Source organism: Acidovorax sp. GW835-FHT14B10, assembly GCF_058793725.1.
Map to the genome: position 1 here is coordinate 60,231 of NZ_JBXAGC010000021.1, position 22,238 is coordinate 82,468.

A 22,238-nucleotide genomic window follows, 5' to 3' on the forward strand; every position below is an offset into this window, starting at 1 on the left:
TGGATGGGACCGGCGCGGGGTCAGCCGTGCATGGTCAGACCGCCGGAGACGCTGATGACCTGGCCAGTGATGAAGGCCGCGTCTGCGCTGCCAAAGAACACAATGGCGTTAGCCAGGTCTTCGGGCTGTCCCAGGCGGCCCATGGGGATGGCGCTCTTGAACGCCTCGATCAGCTTGGCGGGGTCGCGCGCGCCTTCGGCCACGCCTGCCAGCAGGGCGGTATCGGTGGGACCGGGGCACACCACGTTGACGGTGATGCCCTGGCGGGCATGCTCGCGCGCCAGGGTCTTGGACAGCGCCACCAGGCCGCCCTTGCAGGCGGCATAGACGGCCTCGCCCGAAGAGCCGCCCCGCGCGGCGTCGGAGGCCACATTGACGATGCGGCCGGCCTTGCGCTCGACCATGCCTGGCAGCACCGCGTGGTGCATGTGCAGCGCGCCCGTGAGGTTGATGGCGATGAGCCTGTCCCACTCCGCCGGAACCGTCTTGACGAACGGCTTGAACACGTCCCATCCGGCGTTGTTGACCAGCACGCCGATAGGGCCGAGTTGGGACTCGGTGGCGGCCACGGCGGCGTCCACCTGGTCGCGCTGAGTGATGTCGCAGGCAAAGGCGGCCGCCTGGCCGCCTGCCGCGCGGATGTCGGAGGCCACTTTTTCAGCGGCGGCGAGGTTCATGTCAAACACGGCCACCTTGGCCCCTTCCGCTGCAAAACGCCGGCAGGTGGCGCTGCCGATGCCACCGCCGCCGCCGGTCACGATGACGGTCTGATTCTTGAGTCCTTGCATGTGCTTTCTCTCCTGGTCAGGGGTTGCTATGCTTGCCGTGTTAGGGATTGCGACAGGCATTTAAGTAAATATGTTGCATATAGTAGGCCTGATATTTCCTGAAAACAAGACCGGAAACCAAGAGGAAAATAATGGAAAACCCTAGACGTAAAAGAGATTATGCGAAATCTGAACTGGCCAACAGGCTTTTCTTCAGACTCTATCAATGTGCAAATATGTTGCATAAAACTGGCTCTCGTGCAGTCGAATCCGAGGGGTTGACAACGCAGCAGTGGGCGGTGCTGGGTGCGCTGTCGCGCGAGCCCGCGGGCATGAGCATCGGGGCGCTGGCGCGCTATCTGATGATGAGCCGGCAGAACCTGGCCGGCCTGATCAGTCGCATGGAGCGCGAGGGCCATGTGAGTAGCGCCCCTGACGGGCGTGACCGGCGTTCACGCCTGGTTGCGATGACGCAGGCAGGGCGCCACACTTGGGAGCATGCAGCCCAGGTCAAGATCGAGGCCTACTACGCGCAGGCGCTGGAGGGTTTTTCGGTCAGCGACCAAGTGCATGCGCTGCACTATCTGCTGAAGCTGTTGGACAACATGCAGCGCATCGATGCCGCGCAGGGTGCGGCAGAGGGAGAGGAGCCCGTTTGAGAAGCGTCAGGCCGCCAGTTCGCCCCCGATGGCGGCAGCGGCAGGCCTGTCTTCGCGCAGGCTGGGGCCTCGCTCACCTTGATGCAGCCCGCCTGGCCCGCACCTTCATCGGTCGAGTGGCAGCTGGCATCACCTGGGGCTTGTTGGTCTCGGAACGTGTTCACGATCTTTTCATGGCCGCGCAAGTGCCTTGCCGGAATGGGGTGCAAGGCGCGGTGCGCAGCCAATAGCCCGTGCTATTGGCAAGCGCCGCAACGCCGCAGACCGCCCGGCAAGGCACTTGCCCGCAGGGTTGGGGCGAAATCGGGCTATTGGACGCCCCGGCATTGCGTCAAGCATCTCCGGCGCAAACGAGATGCGAGCGGATTGCCTTGTATATAAAACCTCATTTTTATATCAAGAAATAGCTAAAGAACCGACTTCCGGTGGCATGGCTGTTTACACTTGCTGTCCAGTTCAGGGTTATCCCGTATTTTTGGGGCCCTGCCGTGTATTCATCCGTTGAAAGAGCCCCCCTCATGTTGAAGAAGACCCTGTCCGCACTGGCCCTCGCCGCCCTGGCCGTCAGCGCCCATGCCGCCGACGTACTGAAAGTGGCCGCCACGGCCGTGCCGCACGCCGAGATCCTGAATTTCGTGAAACCCCAGCTCAAGGCCCAGGGTGTGGATCTGCAGGTCAAGGAGTTCAGCGACTATGTGCAGCCCAACATGGCCGTGGAGGACAAGCAGCTCGATGCCAACTTCTTCCAGCACCAGCCCTACCTGGACAGCTTCAACAAGGACCGCAAGACCAGCCTGGTGCAAGTGCCGGGCGGCAAGGTGCATGTGGAGCCCTTCGGCGCCTATTCCAGCAAGATCAAGAACCTGAAGGACCTCAAGGACGGCGCCACGGTGGCCATTCCCAACGATCCGTCCAATGGCGGTCGCGCCCTGATCCTGCTGGCCAAGCAGGGGCTGATCGGGCTGAAGGACCCCAAGAGCCTCACGCCCACGCCGCTCGATGTGGTCAAGAACCCCAAGAAGCTGAAGTTCAAGGAACTCGAAGCGCCGCTGCTGCCCCGTGCACTGGCCGACGTGGACCTGGCCCTGATCAACACCAACTACGCGATCGAAGCCAAGCTCAACCCCACCAAGGACGCCTTGTTCATCGAAGGTGCCGACTCGCCCTACACCAACATCGTGGCCGCCCGCGCCGACCGTGCCAACGATGCCAGCATCGCCAAGCTGATCAAGGCCCTGCACAGCGCCGAGGTGAAGAAGTTCATCCAGGACAAGTACAAGGGTGCCGTGGTCCCGGCGTTCTGAGCGCGCCTGCGCGATCGCTGCGCAACCTGCAAAGCGCTGCCTTCGGGCGGCGCTTTTTTTCTGGACGGTCGGCGCCTCAGCCCAGCAAATCGACCATGTCGAGCATCCGCCTGGCCACTTCGCCCAGTTTCAAGCCCTTGTCCATGGCGGTTTTGCGCAGCTTTTCGTAGGCCGCCTGTTCGGTGAGGCCCTGGCGCTGCATCAGCACGCCCTTGGCGCGGTCGATGGTCTTGCGGTCCTGCAGCTCGGTTCTGGCGTCGGCCAGTTCGGTGCGCAGTGCCTGCTCGTGTGCAAAGCGCGCCATGGCCACATCCAGGATGGGGCGGATGCGCTGGGGCGCCAGCCCGGCCACGATGTAGGCCGACACACCGGCGGCCACGGCGTCTTTCACATGCGTGGTGTCCTCGTCGTTGGTGAACATGACGATGGGGCGGCGTGCGTCGCGGGTGGCCATCACCACATGTTCGAGGGCGTCGCGAGCCTCGCTTTCTGCGTCCACGATGATCAGGTCGGGCTGCAGCTGGGCCAGCCGCTCGCCCAGGAACACATCGGCCGGCAGCGTGGCAATGAGGTTGAAATTGTTTTCCAGCAGGCCAATGCGCAGCGCCCGCGAGCGTTCGACCTGGGTGGCGGCGTGTTCGTCGTCGGGTTCGGCAAGGGCCAGGTCGGGGGCCACCACCACAATGCGCAGGGCGTCGGTCATGCCGCAGAAACATGCAATATTTATGCCACATATTGGTGCGCCGGGATGGTGCACGCTGGGGTGGGCTGGCTGCGAGTTGGCGGTGGACCAGGCTGGCCGGGTGCCGGGTTTTACACTCGGGGCATGAGCTTGCTGATCCTGGGTATTGAATCTTCGTGCGATGAGACCGGCGTGGCGCTGGTCCGCTCCACCGGCGGGGTGGCCGTGCCCACCTTGCTGGCGCATGCCTTGCACAGCCAGATCGAGATGCACCAGGCCTATGGCGGCGTGGTGCCCGAACTGGCCAGCCGCGACCATATCCGCCGCGTGCTGCCGCTGACCGAGGCCGTCATGGCTGAAGCGGGCCAGCGCCTGGCCGACGTGGATGTGGTGGCCTACACCCGCGGGCCGGGCCTGGCCGGCGCACTGCTGGTGGGCGCTGGCGTGGCCTGCGCGCTGGGCGCCGCACTCGACAAGCCCGTGCTGGGCGTGCACCACCTCGAAGGGCATTTGCTGTCGCCCTTTTTGAGTGCCGATCCGCCGGAGTTTCCCTTCGTGGCCCTGTTGGTGTCGGGCGGCCACACGCAACTCATGCGGGTGGACGGCGTGGGCCGCTACGAACTGCTGGGCGAAACCATCGACGATGCGGCGGGCGAGGCGTTTGACAAGTCGGCCAAGCTCATGGGCCTGGGCTACCCCGGCGGGCCCGCGCTGTCGCGCCTGGCCGAGCAGGGCGACCCGGCGGCCTTCAAGCTGCCGCGCCCCTTGCTGCACAGCGGCAACCTTGATTTTTCTTTTGCCGGGCTCAAGACCGCCGTGCTCACCCAGGCCAAGAAGCTGGGCGATGCGCTGGAGGCGCGCAAGCCCGACCTGGCGGCCAGCACCGAGGCGGCGATTGTGGAAGTGCTGGTGAAAAAAACGCTCACGGCCTTGAAGCAGACGGGCTTGAAGCGTGTGGTGGTGGCGGGTGGCGTGGGCGCCAACCGGCATTTGCGCGCCCAGCTCAATGCGGCCTGCGCGCAGGGCAAGGTGCGCGTGCACTACCCCGAGCTGCATCTGTGCACCGACAACGGCGCCATGATCGCCATGGCGGCTGCCATGCGGCTGCAGGCGGGCCAGCAGATGGCCAACCGCGCCTATGCGTTCGACGTCAAGCCCCGCTGGCCGCTGGACGCCCTGGGGGGCTGAATTGCCGGGGCGTTGAACAGCGCCGCTGCGCAAGGTTTTTCCCCGGTGCAGTGTGCGGCAGCTTTACCGGGGCTTCACTTTGCTGCAGCGGGCAGGACATGACTGCACCACACAATGGGGCATGCCATGCACGCTGCCCCTTCGCCATGAATGAACCTTCTGTTGCCACCGCGGCGCGCCCCGCGCAGCCCACCCTTTTTCGCCGGATGGGCGCTGTTTCACCCTGGTGGTTGACCTCGGCGGTGGCCCTGCTGGCCGGCTGTGCCAGCCTGGCGCCACCCGCCAGCCGGCTGCCGCAGACCCCGGTACCCCCCGCTTGGTCTGCGCCCACTGCCGCGGACATGCCCGCCACCTCCCTGGCGCAATGGTGGCAGCGGTTCAACGACCCGCAGCTCACGCAGCTGGTCACGCAGGCCTTGCAGGCCAACACCAGCGTGCGCAGCGCGCAAGCCGCCTTGCAGCAGGCGCGCGCCCAGGTGGATGTGCAGGCCGCCGGCCTGCTGCCCAGCGTGGGGGCTTCGGCCTCGGCGCAGCGCAGCCGGGCGTCGAACAGCACGGGCAACAGTTTCCAGGCAGGGTTTGACGCCAGCTGGGAGCCCGATGTGTTTGGCCGCCTGCGCAGCGGCGTGAACGCCAGCCAGGCCGATGCCCGGGCCGCCGAGGCCAGCCTGGCCGACGTGCAGGTGTCGCTGGCCGCCGAAACCGCCGTGAACTACGTCGAGCTGCGGGGTCTGCAGCAGCGGCTGGCCATAGCGCGCAGCAACCTGGCGAGCCAGCAGGAGACGCTGCAGATCACCCAGTGGCGCCTGCAGGCCGGGCTGACCACCTCGCTGGTGGCCGAGCAGGCCCGTGCGGCGGCCGAGCAGACGGCCGCGCAGATTCCCGCGCTCGCATCGAGCCTGGCGCAGTCGCGCCACAGCCTGGCCGTGCTGACCGGACAGGCTCCGCTGGCGCTCGATGCGCTGCTGGCAGGGCCCGCCGCCGTGCCCCAGCCCGCGCAAGACCTGGCGCTGGCCATTCCTGCCGAAACCCTGCGCCAGCGGCCCGACGTGCGCGCCGCCGAGCAGCGCATTGCCGCCGCGCTGGCCCGGGTGTCGCAAGCCGATGCCGCGCGCTACCCCGACTTCAGCATCTCTGGCAATCTGGGCCTGCGCGCCCTCGCCTTGGGCGCCCTCAGCCATGGCAGCTCCGTGGTCAGCGCCTTGCTGGCCAGTGTGTCGGTGCCCGTGTTCGACGGCGGCGCGGCGCGGGCGCAGGTGCGTGTGCAGGAGGCGGCGCTGGCGCAGGCCCGCGTGGCCTATGAGGCCTCGGTGCTCACGGCGCTCAAGGATGTGGAAGACGCCCTGGCAGCCCTGCAAGGGGACCGCGAGCGCCTGGTGCGCCTGCAGGCGGCCGCCGACGCCGCGGGCAATGCGGACTTGCTGGCCCGCCAGCGCTACAGCAGCGGCCTGATCGACTTCCAGTCGGTGCTGGAGACCCAGCGCACGCTGCTGTCCACCCAGGACAGCGTGGCCGCCACCGTGGTCAGCGTGGCGGCCGACCATGTGCGGTTGTACAAGGCGCTGGGCGGTGGCTGGCAGTAGCCCCCTCGCGCCTGCAAACCCCTGTTGCACCACCACCAGATACCTCCAAAAAACACCGAATTCGATGGCCATGACCTCTCCTGAAAACAACGCATCCCCCGCCAGCCCCTCCACTGCCGCCGATCTGCAGGCGCTGCTCGGCGGAGGCAAGCCGCGCCGCTGGTGGCAACGCTCCTCCCTGTGGCTGGGGGTGGCGGTGCTGGTGGCCGCGGGGGGCGGCCTTTATTACTGGCGGAGCCACCAGCGCGCCAGCGCAGCCCCGATGTATGTGACCGAAGAGGTGGTCCGGGGCAATCTCACGCTCAACGTGTCGGCCAACGGCACGTTGCAGCCGACGCGGGCGGTGACCATTGGCAGCGAGCTGTCGGGCACCGTCAGAAACGTGCGGGTGGATGTGAACGACAAGGTCAAGAAGGGCCAGGTGCTGGTCGAACTCGACACCGCCAAGCTCGATGCGCAGGTGCTGCGTTCGCGCGCCTCTTTGGCGGCGGCACAGGCGCGGCTGGCGCAGGCGCAGGCCACCACCAAAGAGGCGCAGGCCGGCTTTGCGCGGCTGCAGGAGGTAGCGCGCCTGTCGGGCGGCAAGGTGCCCTCGGCCGCCGAGCTGGACAGCGGCCGGGCCACGCTCGACCGGGCCCGCGCCGACGAGGCCAGCGCCCGTGCCTCGGTGGACGACGCCCGGGCGGCGCTGTCCACCGACACCACCAACCTGTCCAAGGCCTCGATCCGCTCGCCCATCGACGGCGTGGTGCTGACCCGTTCGGTCGAGCCCGGCAACGCCGTCGCCGCCTCGCTGCAGGCCGTCACGCTGTTCACGCTGGCCGAAGACCTCACGCGGCTGCGGCTCGATGTCAGCGTGGACGAGGCCGACGTGGGCTCGGTGAAGCTCGACCAGAAGGCCAGCTTCACGGTCAGCGCCTACCCGTCGCGCCGTTATCCGGCCAAGGTCACGCGGGTGTCGTTCGGCTCCACCAAGACCGACAACGTGGTCACCTACATCACCTGGCTGGAGGTGGACAACGCCGACCTGAGCCTGCGCCCCGGCATGACGGCCGCAGCCACCATCACCTCCACCGAGCGCAACGATGTGCTGCTGGTGCCCAACACGGCGCTGCGCTTCACGCCCGCCGTTGCGGCAGGGGCGGCGGCGCAGCCGGCGTCGTCGGGTGGCGGCATCATGTCGCAGCTGATGCCGCGCATGCCGCGCTCAGGCACGCGCCGGGCGGGCGCCGGTGGCGATGCGGCCGACGGCGCGGGCCGTACCCGCCAGGTGTGGGTGCTCCAGGATGGTGCCGCGCATGCCGTGACGGTGCAGGTGGGCATCAGCGATGGCCGCCGCACCGAGGTCAGCGGCGAAGGCCTGGCCGAGGGCATGGCCGTCATCACCGACCAGCGCGCCACCGGGGCCACGAAATGAGCGAGACCGCAAACGCCCCGGGTGAGGGCGGCCGGATGCCCGGCAATGCGCCGCCGCTGATCCGCCTGCGCGGCGTGACCAAGGTGTATGGCGAGGGCGCGCTGGCCTTCCAGGCACTGAAAGGGGTGGACCTCGACATCACCCAGGGCGATTTCGTGGCCATCATGGGCCCCAGCGGCTCCGGCAAATCCACCGCCATGAACACCCTGGGCTGTCTGGACCGGCCCACCGCTGGCGAATACCTGTTCAAAGGCGTGCATGTGGAATCGCTCTCGCGCGACGAGCGCGCCCGCCTGCGCCGGCAGTATTTCGGCTTTGTGTTCCAGGGCTTCAACCTGCTGGCGCGCACCTCGGCACAGGAAAACGTCGAGCTGCCCCTGCTGTACCGGGGCGAATCGGCCACGGCCCGCCACGCCGCTGCGGCCCGCGCGCTCGATGCCGTGGGCCTCAAGGGCTGGGAGCACCACACGCCGTCCGAGCTGTCGGGCGGGCAGCAGCAGCGCGTGGCCATTGCGCGCGCCATCGTCACCGAGCCGGCCGTGCTGCTGGCCGACGAGCCCACCGGCAACCTCGACACCCAGCGCAGCCAGGAAATCATGGAACTGCTGTGGCGGCTCAACGCCGAGCAGGGCATCACCGTGCTGATGGTCACCCACGAGCCCGACATGGCTGCCTACGCCCGGCGCATCGTGCGCTTCGTCGATGGCAGGGTGGACAGCGATGCGCCCAACCCGCACCCCGTGGGCCTGCGCGCCCCCGTGCCTGCCGCGCCGCAGGCGGAGGTGGCCTGATGCTCTTGAACACCCTTCTTCTGGCGCTGCGCTCGATCCGACGCAACCTGATGCGCTCGTTCCTCACGATCCTGGGCATCGTGATCGGCGTCAGCGCCGTCATCACCATGGTCACGCTGGGCAATGGCGCCACCATGGCGGTGCAAAACCAGATCTCGGGCCTGGGCACCAACCTGCTGCAGGTGCGCCCCGGCCAGCGCATGGGCCCGGGCGGCGGCTCCGGGGCGCCCGCGTTCAAGGACACCGATGCCGATGTGATTGCCCAGCAGATTGGCGGCATCCTGGCCGTGGCACCCGAGGCACGCACCAGCGCCACCGTGGTGGCTGGCGGGCGCAACTGGACCACCAGCATCATCGGCAGCACCAATGCCTGGCTTGAAACCGGCAACTGGGACCTGCGCACCGGGCGTGTTTTCTCGGACGCCGAGCTGCGCGCCGGTGCCGCCGTGTGCCTGATTGGCGAAACCGTGCGCCGCGAGCTGTATGGCACACGCGATGCCGTGGGCGAGCAGCTGCGGGTGAAGGCGTTTTCGTGCGAGGTGGTGGGCGTGCTGGCCTCCAAGGGGCAGGGCGCCTTCGGCAACGACCAGGACGACACCGTGCTGGTGCCGCTGCGCACGCTGCAGCGCCGCGTGACCGGCAACACGCGCGTCAACACGCTGCTGGTGTCGATGCAGGACGGCAGCGACCCCGGGCGCGTGAAGGCCAGCCTCACGCAGCTGTTGCGCGAGCTGCGCAAGCTGTCGGATACCGACGAGGACAACTTCAACGTGCTCGACACCAAGCAGCTGGCCGACACGCTCTCGGGTACCACCAAGGTGCTGACCATGCTGCTGGGCGCCGTGGCAGCGGTGAGCCTGCTGGTGGGCGGCATCGGCATCATGAACATCATGCTGGTCAGCGTGACCGAGCGCACGCGCGAGATCGGCCTGCGCCTGGCCATTGGCGCCCTGGAGCGCGAGGTGCTGCTGCAGTTCCTGATCGAGGCCGTGGTGCTGGCCGCCCTGGGCGGGCTGATCGGCATCGTGCTGGCCACGGGGGCCTCGGTGGGCCTGTCGGCCCTGATGGATGTGCCCTATATCTTCAACCCCGGCGTCAACCTGCTGTCGTTCGTGTTCTCGGCCGGGATCGGGGTGGTGTTCGGCTACTTCCCCGCACGCCGCGCGGCGCGCATGGACCCGATCGATGCACTGCGGCATGAGTGATGCGCGGCGCAGCCACGGGCCTTGCCGCTTCATGCACAAAGAAGCCGTAGGCGCTTGTCAGATAAGCGCTACAGCCTGATTTCTCCTGATTTTTCCGTCATATGCGGAGCCGCCGGAAAGCAGCCCCTCGCCGCGGTTCAGTGCACGACCAGCTGCACCGACTTGTCGGCGGGCACCTGCCGCACCAGCGTGAGCGTGAGCACCCCGTGCTCCAGCTTGGCCGTGCTGGCGGCGGCATCGATGTCCTCGGCCAGCTCCCAGGCGCGCTGCACCTGGCGGGGTGCGCCTTCCACGCTTTGCAGCTTGACCACATGGCCGTCGATGCTGATCTGCAATTGCTCGCGCGCCAGGCCGGGCACGTCCAGTTGCAGCGTGGTGGCCTTGTCATCGCGGGCCACGGTGACGCCGGTGGTGCTGGCGCTGGCCGGTGTTGCGAGAGTGCCCATCAGGAAGCGTTGCAGCGCCAGGTCAGAAGAACGGGGTGCACTGGCGTAGGCGGCGCGGCGGATCATGGGGGCGAAAATCATGGGGAGGCTCCTATACACTGCGCGGCTCTCGACGTGGTCGCCGCATGCCAAAGAGGTGTGTGCGGCCCCGCCGCATTTCAAGGAAAAAATGGCATGAATAAATTGCGCTCCGCGGGCTTGAAATCAGGCGCAGCGGCATTACGTCGATCTGTTTTGGTCGTGGTTGCCGCCTTGGCTGGCGCGCTGGTCCCGGTGTCTGCCGGCTGGGCGCAGGCCCCGGCACCCACAGCGGCAGTGGCGCAGGCCAGGCCCATCAAGATGGCCCTGATCGAAAGCCTCTCAGGCCCTTTCGCCAACACCGGCGAGGCGGTTTTTCGCAACATCTACTGGGCGATCGAGCGCGTGAATGCGCGCGGCGGCGTGCAACTGCCTGCAGCGGCCGGCGGTGCCCGACCGCTGGTGCTGGAGCGCTACGACAGCAAGGGCCAGAACGAAGAGGCCCTGTCGGCCCTGCGTGCGGCCATCGATGCTGGCGCGCAGGTCATCCTGCAGGGCAATTCGTCGGCCACGGCGGCGGTGCTGATCGAGGCCATCAACAAGCACAACGAGCGCGAGCCGGGCAAGCGCGTGCTGTTCCTCAACTACTCGGCGGTCGATCCCATCCTTACCAACGAAAAATGCAGTTTCTGGCATTTCCGCTTTGACGCCCATGCCGACATGCGCATGGCCGCCCTCATGGAGGTGGTGCGCGAGGACAAGGCGCTCAAAAGCGTCTACCTCATCGGGCAGGACTACAGCTTTGGCCAGGCCGTGCTGCGCGAGGCCAGGCGGCAGCTGGCCGCGCAGCGTCCCGACGTGGCCGTGGTAGGCGACGAGCTGCACCCCATCGGCCGGGTGAAGGACTTTGCCCCCTATGCCGTCAAGATCAAGGCCAGCGGCGCGCAGGCCGTGGTCACGGGCAACTGGGGCAACGATCTCACGCTGCTGGTCAAGGCCGCGCGCGAGGTGGGTTTTGACGGCAGCTTCTACACCTTCTATGGCAACGCGCTGGGCGCGCCCGCCGCCTTGGGCGATGCCGGCGTGGGCAAGGTGGTGGCCGTGGCCGACTGGCTGCCCAACGTGCCGGGGGCGCAGAGCGAGGCGTTCTACCAGTCCTTTCGCACGCGCTTTCCCAATCCGCAGGACGACTATGTGCACATGCGCATGCAGCTCATGGTGGAGGCGCTGGCCCAGTCCATCGAGCGCGCGGGCAGCACCGACGTGGTAGCCATGGCCCGGCAGATGGAAAAAGCCAGCGTGCAGCTGGCGGGCCAGGGCGGCACCATGCGCGCGGCCGACCACCAGTTCCAGCAGGCCCTGGCCGTGGGCGTGATGGACAAAAAGGGGACGCCCGGCGTGAAGTTCGACGTGGAAGGCTCGGGCTACGGCTTTCGCGTGGTGCGGCAGATCCCCGCCGCCCGGGCGCAGCAGCCGCACAGCTGCAGCATGCAGCGGTATTGAGCGGGTCTGTGCGGTGGGTGGGGCGCTCCCTGCGCGGGGCCCCTGCGCAGGGCGCCGCACCCACCTCAGCGGCGAATCCGGTAACCCGTCTTGAAGACCCACCACACCAGGCCCAGGCACGCCGCCATGAACACCAGCGTCATGCCCACGCTCACGCCAATGTGCACGTCGGCCGCGCCATAGAAGGCCCAGCGCAGGCCGCTGATGAGATAGACCACCGGGTTGAACAGCGAGACCGTCTGCCAAAACGGCGGCAGCATGCTGATGCTGTAGAACGCACCGCCCAGAAACGTCAACGGCGTGATGACCAGCAGCGGAATGATCTGCAGCTTCTGGAAGCTGTCGGCCCACAGCCCGATGAGAAAGCCGAACAGGCAAAAGGTGATGGCCGTGAGCACCAGAAAGCCCAGCATCCACACCGGGTGGGCGATTTCGTAGGGCACGAACAGCCGCGCCGTGGCCAGGATCAGCGCACCGACCATCAGCGATTTGGTGGCCGCGGCGCCCACATAGCCCAGCAGCACCTCGACCCAGTTGACCGGCGCGCTCAGCAGTTCGTAAATGGTGCCCGACCACTTGGGCATGTAGATGCCAAAGGCCGAATTGGAAATGCTCTCGGAGAGCAGCGACAGCATCAGCAGGCCCGGGATGATGAAGGCGCCATAGTCCACGCCGCCAATGTCGCCCATGCGCGAGCCGATGGCCGAGCCGAAGACGATGAAATACAGCGAGGTCGAGAGCACGGGCGCAATCAGGCTTTGCGCCCAGGTGCGAAAGGCGCGGTGCATCTCGAAGCGGTAAATGGCGCGCACGCCGTGCAGGTTCAGGCCCATCATTGGCTGGCTCTCTGTTCGTGGACGAGGCTGACGAAGATGTCTTCGAGCGAACTCTCGGATGAATGCAGGTCCTTGAAGTCGATACCGTGCTCGCCCAGCGCGCGCAGCAGCGCAGCGATGCCGGTGTCTTCCTGCTGGGTGTCAAAGCTGTAGGTCAGTGCATGGCCGTCGGCAGACAGGGCCAGCGGCCAGCGCGCCAGCGTATCGGGCACGCGCTCCATGGGGTGCTGCAGCGTGAGGGTCAGCTGCTTTTTGCCGAGCTTGCGCATCAGCACGTCTTTGTCTTCCACCACGATCAGTTCGCCCTGGCGGATCACGCCGATGCGGTCGGCCATGTCTTCGGCTTCCTCGATATAGTGCGTGGTCAGGATGATGGTGGTGCCGGCGCCCTGCAGCGTGCGCACCAGGCGCCACATGTCGTGGCGCAGCTCCACGTCCACGCCGGCGCTGGGTTCGTCGAGGAACAGGATTTTCGGCTCGTGCGACAGCGCCTTGGCGATCAGCACGCGGCGCTTCATGCCGCCCGAGAGCGCCAGGATCTTGGTGTCCCGCTTGTCCCACAGCGACAGGTCCTTCAGGATCTTTTCGATCAGCGCCGGGTTGGGGGCCTTGCCAAACAGCCCGCGGCTGAAGCTCACGGTGGCCCATACGGTTTCGAATGAATCGGTGTGCAGCTCCTGCGGCACCAGGCCGATGGCGGCACGGGCGGCACGGTAGTCGCGCACGGTATCGAAGCCGTCGGCCGTCACGCTGCCCTCGGTGGCATTGGTCATGCCGCAGATGATGCTGATCAGCGTGGTCTTGCCGGCACCGTTCGGGCCGAGCAGGGCAAAAATTTCGCCACGGCGAATATCCAGGTTGACGTGCTTCAGCGCCCGGAAGCCACCCGCGTAGGTTTTGCCGAGGCCGCGCACGCGCACGATGGCGTCTGCAAAAGGGGGCGAAGGGAGTTTGGCAGACATGCGGTAGGTGAGTGAAAGAGGTGGGGCAGCTTAGCGTGCCCGCGCTGCCGCCACCTCGCGCCCCAGCTCGATCACGGCCATGGCGTAGTAACTCGACCAGTTGTAGCGGGTGATGGCATAGAAATTTTCGGTGCCCGCCACATAGCTGGGCGCATCGTCGCCGTTTTGCAGCTCCACCAGCGCCAGCGGCCCGGTGTGCTGTGCGCCGGCGGCATCCAGCATGGCGCCCTTGGCCTGCATGCTGGCGGCGCTGAAGCTCGGGAGGATGTCGGGGGCCAGCAACTCGTCGAGTTGCACGCGGGCGGGGTCGGGGTCGAACTGCACGCTGTAGTGCGTGGGCATGCCCGGCCTCCAGCCGTGGGCGATGAAGTAATTGGCCACCGAGCCGATGGCGTCGGCGGGGCTGTTGAACAGGTCCACGCGGCCATCGCCGTCGAAATCAATCGCGTAGCGCACCCAGCTCGACGGCATGAACTGCCCCAGGCCCATGGCGCCGGCATAGCTGCCGCGCGGCTCGAACGGGTCCACGTTGCTGCGGTGCGTGAGGCTCAGGAACTGCTCCAGCTCACGCTGGAAGAACTCGGTGCGCTCGGCGGCGCGCGGGTGCGCGGCGGGGAAATCAAAAGCCAGCGTGGCCAGCGCATCCATCACCCGGAAGTTGCCCATCTGCTGGCCGTAGATGGTCTCCACGCCGATGATGCCGACGATCGTTTCGGCGGGGACGCCGAATTCGCGCTCCGCCCGCGCCAGCGTTTCGGCGTGGTCCTGCCAGAAGCGCAGGCCCGCGCGGATGCGCACCGGGTCGATGAAACGGCTGCGGTACACGCGCCAGTTCTTGGCCGTGCCTTTGGCGGGCGGCAGCATGAGCCTGGGCACCTGGGGCAGAAAGCGGGCCTGCCCGATGGCCTGGCGCACCCATTCGCGGTCGAGGTCGCGGCGCTCTGCCAGGTCGTCGGCAAACTGCAGCGCCTCGGGGCGGGTGGCGTAGGCCATGCTGCCGTTCACCGCAGCGCTGCCGGCAGTGGCTGCGCTGCGGGTTTTTCCGGATTTGTGGTGCTTTTGGGCTGTGGCGCTTATGGGTATTGCGCAAGAGGCGATCAACAAAATGGCGGTTGAAACGGTTTTCAGCATGTCGGTGGGTTCATCGGCGCGCGCTGGGGGCGGGCCAGGAAAGGGTTCGGAATTCGCGGCGCAGGGCGCTGAGCTGGCTGGCAGCGCCAGCGGGCTGGGCGGCATAGCGCCATTGCTCCAGCCGCAGCAGCCAGCCGGCCACGCCCTGCGCGGCATCGCCAAATTGTGCCTGCACCCGTTCGGCCATGGCCCGGGGAGGCAGGGTGTCGGGCAGGGTCAATCCACTGCTGGCGAGGCGCCGGCGGGCGCGGGCCAGCAGGCGCAGCCAGGGATCGTGCTGGCTGCGCTCCCACAGCGTCCAGCTGGCGCCGCCCAGCGCGGCCAGCCCCACCAGCGCGCCCAGCACGGAGGCGAGGTCTTGCCAACTGGGCGATTCAAACCCCAGCGCCTTGAGCAGGTTGAGCTGGCGGCTTTGCGTGTAGTTGAGCACCCACTGGTTCCAGCCGTTGTTGACGGCCTCCCATAGGGCGCGCAGGTTCTGCGCCACGCCGGGGCTCATCACGGTGCCCATGGCGGTGGTCAGCGCACCGCGCGGGGCCTGCAGGCGCTCGAAGGCGCCGGTGCGTCCGGGGGCGACGGCGCTGGTGGGGTCCACGCGCACCCAGCCGCGCCCGGCCATCCACACTTCGGCCCAGGCGTGGGCATCGCTCTGGCGCACGGTCCAGTAGCCGTCCACGGCGTTGCGTTCGCCGCCCTGGTAACCGGTGACGATGCGCGCCGGAATGTCCATGGCGCGCATCAGCACCACGAAGGCCGAGGCGATATGTTCGCAAAAACCCTCCTTGCGATCGAACCAGAACTCGTCGGCCGTGTGCTGGCCGTACACGCCGGGCTCCAGCGTGTAGCGGTAGTCGCCGGTGCGCAGGCGGGTGAGCGCGGCATCGATCAGCGCGGGCGTGGCGTCGCGGGCTGGGTCGGGGGCGATGCGGCGGTCGTTGCGCAGCGCCTGGGCCAGTGCCAGCGTGCGCGGGTTGAAGCCCGGGGGCAGCTCGGTGTAGGCACGCAGCGCGGGGGTGGCGGTGTCGGGCCCGTGGCGAAACTGCGGGTGGCTTTCGGCTTGGTAACGCGTCACGTCGGTGATCGGGCGGCTGGTGCGCCATTGCAGGTCGTCCGTCATGAAGGCGCCCATGCCGGCCACGGCGGGCTTGTCGCGGGCGGCGTCCAGCACCAGCAGCCAGGAGCGCTTGTGGGGCTCCAGCGTCACCTCGTAGCGCAGCGCGGCGCCCTGCACCTGCAGTTGGGCGGGGGTGGCAGGGCGCTCCATCGATCGCGTGCCCACGCGGTACGACAAGGGGTGCCACTCGCTGCCGTCAAAGGTGGAGAACACCGGCCCGCGAAAATACAGATCGCTCTGCGGTGGCGGCGCACCGCCGGGGGTGTCGAAGCGCACACGCAGTGCCACGCTGTCGTCGAGCGCCAGCTCGGCGATGTTGCCCACCTTCATCACGCCCGACAGACCGCTGCGCCCGGCCAGGGTGTCGCTGGGCATGCCCCACAGCGGCGCCATGCGCGGAAACAGCAGGAACAGCGCCGCCATGATGGGTGCGCCCAGCAGCGCCATGGTGCCGGCCAGGCGAAACGCGTGCGCCAGCGGCGGGCGCCCTACCGGCATGTGGGCGTTGACCAGGGCCGTGAGCAGCCCCAGCAGCGCCACCAGCATGGCCACGGCCGTGGGCAGCGATTGCGAGAAGAAGAAGTTGCTGAGCATCGTGAAGAAGCCCAGGAAGAAGACCACCATGGCATCGCGCCGCGCACGCAGCTCCAGCGTCTTGAGTGCCAGCAGCATCACGATGAGCGCCACGCCCGCATCGCGCCCCAGGATGGTTTGGTGGGTGAACAGGGTGCCGGCCACCGCCACCGCCAGCAAGCCGGCCACGGCCCAGCGCCCCGGCAGCTGCCGGCCGTTCCAGGCCAGCCAGCCGCGCCACAGCAGCACGGCGCCCGCCATCAGGCTGGCCCACACCGGCAGGTGGGCCACCTGCGGGGCCACCACCCAGGCAATCACCAGCAGCAGAAACAGCGTGTCCCGCGTGTCGCGTGGCAGGGTGGCAAGGGTCTGGCGCAAGGTCATGGGGCATGGTGCCCGTGCAGGTGCCGGGCGATTGCTATTTTATCTATAGCTGATAGCGCTTGAAAGATAGGCGCCACAGGCTGTCCTGGTGTTTTTTGGAGGACAAAGCTCAGCACAGTGCCAGGGCCTCCAGACAGCGCTGGCGGTGGGCCGCGCCGGTGTCCGGGGCCAGTTCCACGCCCGGCAGGCGCAGGCCGTAGTCGATGCCCAGCCGGTCGGCCTGCAGCACCCAGGCCGTCAGGCGCGAGACGCGCGCTTCGTGGCCGGGCAGGGCGGCGTGGGCCAGGTCCAGCCACAACGCATGGCGCTGGGCCTGCTGGGCGTCGCGGCTGACGAGGTCGTCCGTGCCCGTGGCCAGCGATTTGGCGGCCTTCTTCCAGACCACCAGCTTGAGCGGGTCACCGCGCCGGTAGGCCCGCACACCGTCGAATTCGCCAATGCCCTGGGTGCTGGCGCTGCCCGTGCCGCTGGCACCCGGCTCGCCGGGCGGCAGCGGTGGCGCGGGCACCTCGGGGGCGGGGTACACCAGCACCTGGGCGGCCGGGCGCCAGTAGCTCCAGACGCGGAAGGTGCCCAGCGGAAAGCGGGTTTCGGCCACCAGGGTGGGCACGCGGTGCAGGCCCCGGCGCGCGGGGCGGAACGCCACCTGCACGCTGGTGCTGCCTTGCGCGGGCACATCCGTCAGTGCCCAGTCGTGCGTGCGCTGGCCATCGCCGTGCACCGACAGCGCAATGCCGTGGCGTGCGGTGCGCCGGTCGCTGAATAGCTGCACTTCAAACGCCGTGCTGCCGCCCAGAAAGTGGGGCTCGGGCGCCTTCAGGTGCAGCGTGATGCCGCGCAGCGTGGCGTGGCCCAGGTGCATGCCCACCACCGCGCTGCCGGCCAGCAAAAAGGTCAGCAGGTAACCCAGGTTGAGCTGGAAATTGATGGATGCCACCAGCAGCACCAGCAGGGTGCAGGCCAGCATCCAGCCCGCGCCGGTGGGCAGGATGTACACATTGCGCTGCGTGAGGACCAGGGTGTCGGACAGCGGCAGGCGCGCTTCCCACCAGCGCCGAAAGCGCGCCCGCGCCAGGGTCAGCGGATGGAGGCCGGCCAGGCGCGAGGGTGTGGCAGGGCGCGCGGCGTGCACAGAGGGCGCGGCGTGCGTGGGCGCAGGGGCATCTGCGGCAGAGGCGGGCGGCATGGCGTGCAGGCTCAAGGCAGGGGCACCGACTCGACCATCGCGCGCACCTGCTCCACCGCGCCGCGCCGCGCGTCGCCCACGGGCACCAGGCGGTGCGCAATGGTCTGGGGCAGCACGGCCTGCACATCGTCGGGCGCCACATAGTCGCGCCCGCTGATCAGCGCCTGGGCCTTGGCCGCGCGCACCAGCGCAATGCCCGCGCGCGGCGACAGCCCCTGCAGAAACCAGCGGCCCGTGCGGGTGGCGGCAATCAGGTCCTGCACATAGTTGAGCAGCGGTTCGGCGGTGTGCACGGCCAGCACCTGGCGCTGCAGTTGCGCCAGCTCGTCCTGGGACAGCAGGGGCAGCAGGCTGTCCACCAGGTCGCGCCGGTCGCTGCCGGCCAGCAGCAGGCGCTCGGCGGCGCGGTCGGGGTAGCCGATGGAGATGCGCATCAGAAAACGGTCGAGCTGCGACTCGGGCAGCGCAAAGGTGCCCAGCTGGTCGTGCGGGTTCTGGGTGGCGATCACGAAGAAGGGGTGCGGCAGGGCGCGCGTTTCCCCCTCCACCGACACCTGCTTTTCTTCCATGGCTTCGAGCAGGGCGCTCTGCGTCTTGGGGCTGGCACGGTTGATTTCGTCGGCCAGCAACACCTGGGCGAACACCGGGCCGGGGTGGAAGACAAAGGCCTCCTTGCCGCGCTCGTACACCGACACGCCCGTGAGGTCGCTGGGCATGAGGTCGGCCGTGAACTGCACGCGCGCGAACTGCAGGCCGAACGTGCGCGCCAGCGCGTGGGCCAGCGTGGTCTTGCCCACGCCCGGCACGTCTTCGATGAGCAGATGTCCGCCCGCCAGCAGGCAGGCCACGCAGTCCTGTACCTGGGCGCTTTTGCCCACAATCACCGTGTTAAGCTGGTTCAGAAGAGACTTGATTTTGAGCTGTGCATGCATGGCGCCACGTTATCTGAAAAAAGCGACACGGGGATTTCACTGTGAGCAAGACAGGCTATTTCACCCATCCCGACTGCCGAAAGCACGAAATGGGGCCGGGGCATCCCGAATGCCCCGAGCGGCTGGACGCCATCGAAGACCGCCTGCTGATCACCGGCGTGGCCGATGCCCTGGAGCGCTACGAAGCGCCCGAGGCTTCGCTGGCCGATATCGAGCTGGCGCACAACCGGCTCCATGTGGCGGCCATGCGCGGCCTGTCGGACCTGCTCAACGAAGATCTGATGGCGGGTGGCCCCGCCTACTCGCAGCTCGATACCGACACCGCGATCAACGCGCACACCTGGAAGGCCGCGCTGCGCGCCGCCGGCGCGGCCCTGGCCGCCACCGATGCGGTGATGGCCGGCGAAATCAGCAACGCGTTTTGCGCGGTGCGCCCGCCGGGCCACCACGCCTGCCGCGACAAGGCCATGGGTTTCTGCTTTTTCAACAACGTGGCGGTGGCGGCCAAATATGCACTGCAGCGCTACAACCTGCAGCGCGTGGCGGTGGTGGACTTCGATGTACACCACGGCAACGGCACGGAAGACATCCTGGCCAATGAACCGCGCGCACTCATGGTGGGCATCTTCCAGCACCCGTTCTATCCCTACAGCGGCGACCAGAATCCGGCGCCCAACATGGTGAATGTGCCGGTGCCGGCCTACACGCGCGGCATGGATATCCGGGAAATCATCGAGATGATGTGGATCCCGCGCCTGGAGGCCTTCAAGCCCGAGATGATCTTCGTCAGCGCTGGTTTTGACGGCCACCGCGAGGACGACATGGGCCAGCTGGGCCTGGTCGAGGCCGACTACACCTGGATCACCCACCGGATCATGGACATCGCCCGGCGCTATGCCAAGGGCCGCATCGTCTCGTGCCTGGAAGGCGGCTACGTGATGGGCCCCCTGGCGCGCAGCGTGGAAGCCCATGTGCGTGTGCTGGCTGATCTTTGAATTCCCCCTGAGCCGCCTGCGGCGTCTTCCCCCTGAGGGGGACGCCACCCGTGGCCTGGCAAAGCCAGTTCCACGGTGGCACTGGCTTGGGGTCCGCGCGGGTTGCGGGCGGCCCAGCTCTTGCGACACATAGGAGTAAAGACATGACGATTTCGAATTCTGATGAATTGCTGCAGACCACCCGCGACGCGCGCGGCGTGGTGACCCTGACCCTGAACGATCCCGCCCGTTTCAATGCACTGGGCGCGGAGATGCTGGCCGCGCTGCAGCAGGCGCTGGACGCCGTGGCCCGCGATGACAGCGTCCGCGTGGTGGTGCTGGCGGCCGCGGGCAAGGCGTTTTGCGCCGGCCACAACCTCAAGGACATGGCGGCCCATCCCGATCTGGCCTGGTACCAGCAGCTCTTTGCGCAATGCAGCCGCATGATGCTGAGCATCCACAAGCTGCCGGTGCCCGTGGTTGCGCGGGTGCAGGGCATGGCCACGGCGGCCGGTTGCCAGCTGGTGGCGCAGTGCGATCTGGCGGTGGCGGCCAGCAATGCCAGCTTTGCCACCAGTGGCATCCATTACGGCCTGTTCTGTGCCACGCCCAGTGTGCCGCTGGTGCGCAATGTGCCGGCCAAGCGCGCCATGGAAATGCTGCTCACCGGCGACTTCATCGACGCCCCCACGGCGCTGGCGCAGGGCCTGGTGAACCGCGTCGTGGCGCCCGAGGCGCTGGATGACGAGGTGGAAAAACTGGTGCAATCCATTGTGCAGAAACCACGCGCTGCCGTGGCCATGGGCAAGGCGCTGGTCTACCAGCAGCGCGAGCTGGGCCTGGACGCGGCCTACCAGCTGGCAGGCCAGGCCATGGCGGCCAACATGATGGATGCGGCGGCGCAAGAGGGTGCGCGGGCATTTGCCGAGAAACGTGCTCCCGCCTGGAAGTCCTGATGCCCATGCAGTCTGATGCGCCGATCTTCGACGATGTGCAGCAGTGGTTTCGGGCATTCGCGCAGCCCACCGTTCTGATTGAGCTGGGGACGCTGGCCGTTTGCGTGGCGCTGGCCTGGCTCATGGTGTCTGCCGTGCGCCGCGCGCTGCACCGCAATGAGCAGCGCTCCATCCTGTTTGGACGCAAGGTGGTGGATGGTGTGCTGTTTCCGCTGACCTTGCTGGGCCTTGGCTATGTCGCGCGGGCGGTGCTGGCACAGTGGGTGCCATTGGCGGCGTTCAAGGTGATCATTCCGGTGCTGATCTCGCTGGTGGTGATCCGCGTGGGGGTCAAGGTGCTGCAGGCGGCCTTTCCGCAGGCCACCTGGGTGCGCCCGATCGAGCGCACCATTTCCTGGCTGGCCTGGCTGGTCATGGTGCTGTGGGTGACGGGCCTGCTGCCGCTGGTGCTGCAGCAACTCGACGAGATCACCTGGAAGGTGGGGTCCACCACGCTGTCAGTGCGCACCATGCTCGAAGGCTTTGTCACGGCCTGCGCCGTGCTGATCGTGGCGCTGTGGATCTCGTCGGCCATCGAGTCGCGCCTGCTGCGCTCGGTCACGGGCAGCGAGTTGTCGGTGCGCAAGGCGTTCAGCAATGCCGCGCGTGCCCTGCTGATGTTTCTGGGCCTGATCCTGGCGCTGTCGGCCGTGGGCATCGACCTCACGGCCCTGTCGGTGCTGGGCGGCGCCGTGGGCGTGGGCATTGGCTTTGGCCTGCAGAAGCTGGCGGCCAACTATGTGAGCGGCTTTGTGATCCTGGCCGAGCGCAGCGTGCGCATCGGCGACAACGTGCGCGTCGATGGTTTCGAGGGCCGCATCACCGACATCACGGGGCGCTACACGGTCATCCGTTCGGGCGTGGGGCGCGAATCCATCGTCCCCAATGAGATGCTGATCACGCAACGGGTGGAAAACCTCTCGCTGGCCGACCCGCGCGTGTGGATGTCCACGGTGGTCAGCGTGGGCTACGACAGCGATGTCGATCTGGTCACGCGCCTGCTGGGCGAGGCGGCCCTGGTCAACCCGCGCGTGCTGCGCGACCCGGAGCCTGCGGTGGCGCTGTCGGCTTTTGGCGCTGACGGACTGGAGTTCACCGTGGGCTTCTGGATCACCGATCCGGAAAACGGATCGCTGGGGCTGCGCTCGGACATCAACCGCGCCATTCTTGCGGCACTGCGTGCGCACCGGATCGACATTCCTTTCCCGCAGCGTGTCGTGCACCTGAGTCCGCAAGACCGGCCCGCGCCGCCGGATGCCCGCCCGACCCCGGTCGCCTGAATCCCGATGCCGGCGGTTCGGGGGCCGGTCGTCCCGACCCGCAGGCGACGCATGGGCGGGATGACGGGTTGCCACATTGGCCTATAATTCATAAAAAGCACGATCGTTCGATTTTGTGTCTTTGCATCGTCCGTCGCAGCGATTTCGTTGCAGTGCGGCATAGAATGTTTGGTTTAACGTAAACGTCAATTCAACCAACTCTATTGAGGAGTCGCAGCAATGAAGGTCTTGGTCCCAGTCAAACGCGTGGTGGACTACAACGTGAAAGTCCGCGTCAAATCGGACGGCACGGGCGTAGACATTGCCAA

20 protein-coding genes and 1 pseudogene are annotated in these 22,238 nt (G+C 67.5%); 12 read left to right on the plus strand and 9 right to left on the minus strand.

Annotation, left to right across the window (positions count from 1 at the left end; genetic code table 11):
- Positions 1–20: 20 nt before the first annotated feature.
- Positions 21–788, minus strand: coding sequence for a 2-hydroxycyclohexanecarboxyl-CoA dehydrogenase (gene badH, locus AC1Q5S_RS15930; protein WP_422205826.1), 768 nt, complete (start codon positions 786–788; stop codon positions 21–23).
- Between the two features lie 131 nt (positions 789–919).
- On the opposite strand from badH, the gene AC1Q5S_RS15935 reads away from it, so the two are divergent.
- Together AC1Q5S_RS15935 and AC1Q5S_RS15940 are read left to right on the plus strand one after the other, a co-directional pair.
- The gene (locus AC1Q5S_RS15935) at positions 920–1,426 is read left to right on the plus strand and encodes a MarR family winged helix-turn-helix transcriptional regulator (RefSeq protein WP_348682405.1); all 507 of its coding nucleotides are present in this window, start codon (positions 920–922) and stop codon (positions 1,424–1,426) included.
- A gap of 518 nt (positions 1,427–1,944) precedes the next feature.
- Positions 1,945–2,730: a MetQ/NlpA family ABC transporter substrate-binding protein gene (locus AC1Q5S_RS15940; RefSeq protein ID WP_303836600.1), complete on the plus strand. Its 786-nt coding sequence runs from the start codon at positions 1,945–1,947 to the stop codon at positions 2,728–2,730.
- 76 nt (positions 2,731–2,806) lie between these two features.
- On the opposite strand, the gene AC1Q5S_RS15945 is transcribed toward AC1Q5S_RS15940, so the two are convergent.
- Entirely contained in the window at positions 2,807–3,433 is a 627-nt protein-coding gene (locus AC1Q5S_RS15945) for an ANTAR domain-containing response regulator (protein WP_422204803.1), read from the minus strand.
- Positions 3,434–3,556: 123 nt separating this feature from the next.
- Between AC1Q5S_RS15945 and tsaD the strand changes: the two genes are divergently transcribed.
- The 5 genes from tsaD to AC1Q5S_RS15970 all read left to right on the plus strand — a co-directional run bounded on the left by tsaD (position 3,557) and on the right by AC1Q5S_RS15970 (position 9,596).
- Positions 3,557–4,600: a tRNA (adenosine(37)-N6)-threonylcarbamoyltransferase complex transferase subunit TsaD gene (gene tsaD, locus AC1Q5S_RS15950; protein ID WP_303836603.1), complete on the plus strand. Its 1,044-nt coding sequence runs from the start codon at positions 3,557–3,559 to the stop codon at positions 4,598–4,600.
- A gap of 206 nt (positions 4,601–4,806) precedes the next feature.
- Positions 4,807–6,183, plus strand: coding sequence for an efflux transporter outer membrane subunit (locus AC1Q5S_RS15955; protein WP_303836623.1), 1,377 nt, complete (start codon positions 4,807–4,809; stop codon positions 6,181–6,183).
- A gap of 70 nt (positions 6,184–6,253) precedes the next feature.
- Entirely contained in the window at positions 6,254–7,600 is a 1,347-nt protein-coding gene (locus AC1Q5S_RS15960) for an efflux RND transporter periplasmic adaptor subunit (RefSeq protein WP_303836604.1), read from the plus strand.
- A complete protein-coding gene (locus AC1Q5S_RS15965) occupies positions 7,597–8,391 on the plus strand; it encodes an ABC transporter ATP-binding protein (protein ID WP_422204806.1) in 795 nt (264 codons plus the stop codon). Before AC1Q5S_RS15960 ends, AC1Q5S_RS15965 begins: the two co-directional genes overlap by 4 nt.
- Positions 8,391–9,596 carry an ABC transporter permease gene (locus tag AC1Q5S_RS15970; RefSeq protein ID WP_303836608.1) on the plus strand — a complete coding sequence of 402 codons (1,206 nt, stop codon included), beginning with the start codon at positions 8,391–8,393 and terminating at the stop codon, positions 9,594–9,596. The genes AC1Q5S_RS15965 and AC1Q5S_RS15970 overlap by 1 nt, the downstream gene beginning before the upstream one ends.
- 137 nt (positions 9,597–9,733) lie before the next feature.
- Here AC1Q5S_RS15970 and AC1Q5S_RS15975 read toward each other — a convergent pair whose 3' ends face one another.
- On the minus strand, positions 9,734–10,123 hold the full coding sequence (locus AC1Q5S_RS15975) for an Hsp20/alpha crystallin family protein (protein ID WP_303836610.1): 390 nt from the start codon (positions 10,121–10,123) through the stop codon (positions 9,734–9,736).
- Between the two features lie 93 nt (positions 10,124–10,216).
- On the opposite strand from AC1Q5S_RS15975, the gene AC1Q5S_RS15980 reads away from it, so the two are divergent.
- On the plus strand, positions 10,217–11,563 hold the full coding sequence (locus tag AC1Q5S_RS15980; protein WP_303836612.1) for a branched-chain amino acid ABC transporter substrate-binding protein: 1,347 nt from the start codon (positions 10,217–10,219) through the stop codon (positions 11,561–11,563).
- 65 nt (positions 11,564–11,628) lie between these two features.
- Here AC1Q5S_RS15980 and AC1Q5S_RS15985 read toward each other — a convergent pair whose 3' ends face one another.
- The 6 genes from AC1Q5S_RS15985 to AC1Q5S_RS16010 all read right to left on the minus strand — a co-directional run bounded on the left by AC1Q5S_RS15985 (position 11,629) and on the right by AC1Q5S_RS16010 (position 18,681).
- Positions 11,629–12,390 carry an ABC transporter permease gene (locus AC1Q5S_RS15985; RefSeq protein WP_303836625.1) on the minus strand — a complete coding sequence of 254 codons (762 nt, stop codon included), beginning with the start codon at positions 12,388–12,390 and terminating at the stop codon, positions 11,629–11,631.
- A 5-nt stretch (positions 12,391–12,395) separates the two neighbouring features.
- Complete coding sequence (locus AC1Q5S_RS15990; RefSeq protein WP_303836613.1) at positions 12,396–13,361, minus strand: ABC transporter ATP-binding protein; 966 nt, start codon at positions 13,359–13,361, stop codon at positions 12,396–12,398.
- Positions 13,362–13,391: 30 nt separating this feature from the next.
- Complete coding sequence (gene mltB / locus AC1Q5S_RS15995) at positions 13,392–14,492, minus strand: lytic murein transglycosylase B (RefSeq protein WP_422204810.1); 1,101 nt, start codon at positions 14,490–14,492, stop codon at positions 13,392–13,394.
- Between the two features lie 10 nt (positions 14,493–14,502).
- Positions 14,503–16,563 carry a transglutaminase TgpA family protein gene (locus AC1Q5S_RS16000; RefSeq protein ID WP_422204812.1) on the minus strand — a complete coding sequence of 687 codons (2,061 nt, stop codon included), beginning with the start codon at positions 16,561–16,563 and terminating at the stop codon, positions 14,503–14,505.
- A gap of 109 nt (positions 16,564–16,672) precedes the next feature.
- Positions 16,673–17,749 carry a DUF58 domain-containing protein gene (locus AC1Q5S_RS16005; protein WP_492239066.1) on the minus strand — a complete coding sequence of 359 codons (1,077 nt, stop codon included), beginning with the start codon at positions 17,747–17,749 and terminating at the stop codon, positions 16,673–16,675.
- 11 nt (positions 17,750–17,760) lie between these two features.
- Positions 17,761–18,681: an AAA family ATPase gene (locus tag AC1Q5S_RS16010; protein WP_303836620.1), complete on the minus strand. Its 921-nt coding sequence runs from the start codon at positions 18,679–18,681 to the stop codon at positions 17,761–17,763.
- Positions 18,682–18,770: 89 nt separating this feature from the next.
- Between AC1Q5S_RS16010 and AC1Q5S_RS16015 the strand changes: the two genes are divergently transcribed.
- The 4 genes and pseudogenes from AC1Q5S_RS16015 to AC1Q5S_RS16030 form a co-directional block, all read left to right on the plus strand.
- Positions 18,771–19,676, plus strand: coding sequence for a histone deacetylase family protein (locus AC1Q5S_RS16015; RefSeq protein WP_303836627.1), 906 nt, complete (start codon positions 18,771–18,773; stop codon positions 19,674–19,676).
- A 143-nt stretch (positions 19,677–19,819) separates the two neighbouring features.
- Positions 19,820–20,611, plus strand: coding sequence for an enoyl-CoA hydratase (locus AC1Q5S_RS16020; protein ID WP_303836621.1), 792 nt, complete (start codon positions 19,820–19,822; stop codon positions 20,609–20,611).
- The gene (locus AC1Q5S_RS16025; RefSeq protein WP_303836622.1) at positions 20,611–21,930 is read left to right on the plus strand and encodes a mechanosensitive ion channel family protein; all 1,320 of its coding nucleotides are present in this window, start codon (positions 20,611–20,613) and stop codon (positions 21,928–21,930) included. The genes AC1Q5S_RS16020 and AC1Q5S_RS16025 overlap by 1 nt, the downstream gene beginning before the upstream one ends.
- Before the next feature lie 219 nt (positions 21,931–22,149).
- Positions 22,150–22,238 (plus strand): annotated as a pseudogene (locus AC1Q5S_RS16030) (electron transfer flavoprotein subunit beta/FixA family protein); the annotation flags it as partial.

Excerpts from the sequence above, each read along its gene's own strand:
- badH (WP_422205826.1), bottom strand. The coding sequence starts at position 788 with ATGCAAGGACTCAAGAATCAGACCGTCATCGTGACCGGCGGCGGCGGT.
- AC1Q5S_RS15935 (WP_348682405.1), top strand. The coding sequence starts at position 920 with ATGGAAAACCCTAGACGTAAAAGAGATTATGCGAAATCTGAACTGGCC.
- AC1Q5S_RS15940 (WP_303836600.1), top strand. The coding sequence starts at position 1,945 with ATGTTGAAGAAGACCCTGTCCGCACTGGCCCTCGCCGCCCTGGCCGTC.
- AC1Q5S_RS15945 (WP_422204803.1), bottom strand. The coding sequence starts at position 3,433 with ATGACCGACGCCCTGCGCATTGTGGTGGTGGCCCCCGACCTGGCCCTT.
- tsaD (WP_303836603.1), top strand. The coding sequence starts at position 3,557 with ATGAGCTTGCTGATCCTGGGTATTGAATCTTCGTGCGATGAGACCGGC.
- AC1Q5S_RS15955 (WP_303836623.1), top strand. The coding sequence starts at position 4,807 with ATGGGCGCTGTTTCACCCTGGTGGTTGACCTCGGCGGTGGCCCTGCTG.
- AC1Q5S_RS15960 (WP_303836604.1), top strand. The coding sequence starts at position 6,254 with ATGACCTCTCCTGAAAACAACGCATCCCCCGCCAGCCCCTCCACTGCC.
- AC1Q5S_RS15965 (WP_422204806.1), top strand. The coding sequence starts at position 7,597 with ATGAGCGAGACCGCAAACGCCCCGGGTGAGGGCGGCCGGATGCCCGGC.
- AC1Q5S_RS15970 (WP_303836608.1), top strand. The coding sequence starts at position 8,391 with ATGCTCTTGAACACCCTTCTTCTGGCGCTGCGCTCGATCCGACGCAAC.
- AC1Q5S_RS15975 (WP_303836610.1), bottom strand. The coding sequence starts at position 10,123 with ATGATTTTCGCCCCCATGATCCGCCGCGCCGCCTACGCCAGTGCACCC.
- AC1Q5S_RS15980 (WP_303836612.1), top strand. The coding sequence starts at position 10,217 with ATGAATAAATTGCGCTCCGCGGGCTTGAAATCAGGCGCAGCGGCATTA.
- AC1Q5S_RS15990 (WP_303836613.1), bottom strand. The coding sequence starts at position 13,361 with ATGTCTGCCAAACTCCCTTCGCCCCCTTTTGCAGACGCCATCGTGCGC.
- mltB (WP_422204810.1), bottom strand. The coding sequence starts at position 14,492 with ATGCTGAAAACCGTTTCAACCGCCATTTTGTTGATCGCCTCTTGCGCA.
- AC1Q5S_RS16000 (WP_422204812.1), bottom strand. The coding sequence starts at position 16,563 with ATGACCTTGCGCCAGACCCTTGCCACCCTGCCACGCGACACGCGGGAC.
- AC1Q5S_RS16005 (WP_492239066.1), bottom strand. The coding sequence starts at position 17,749 with ATGCCGCCCGCCTCTGCCGCAGATGCCCCTGCGCCCACGCACGCCGCG.
- AC1Q5S_RS16010 (WP_303836620.1), bottom strand. The coding sequence starts at position 18,681 with ATGCATGCACAGCTCAAAATCAAGTCTCTTCTGAACCAGCTTAACACG.
- AC1Q5S_RS16015 (WP_303836627.1), top strand. The coding sequence starts at position 18,771 with ATGGGGCCGGGGCATCCCGAATGCCCCGAGCGGCTGGACGCCATCGAA.
- AC1Q5S_RS16020 (WP_303836621.1), top strand. The coding sequence starts at position 19,820 with ATGACGATTTCGAATTCTGATGAATTGCTGCAGACCACCCGCGACGCG.
- AC1Q5S_RS16025 (WP_303836622.1), top strand. The coding sequence starts at position 20,611 with ATGCCCATGCAGTCTGATGCGCCGATCTTCGACGATGTGCAGCAGTGG.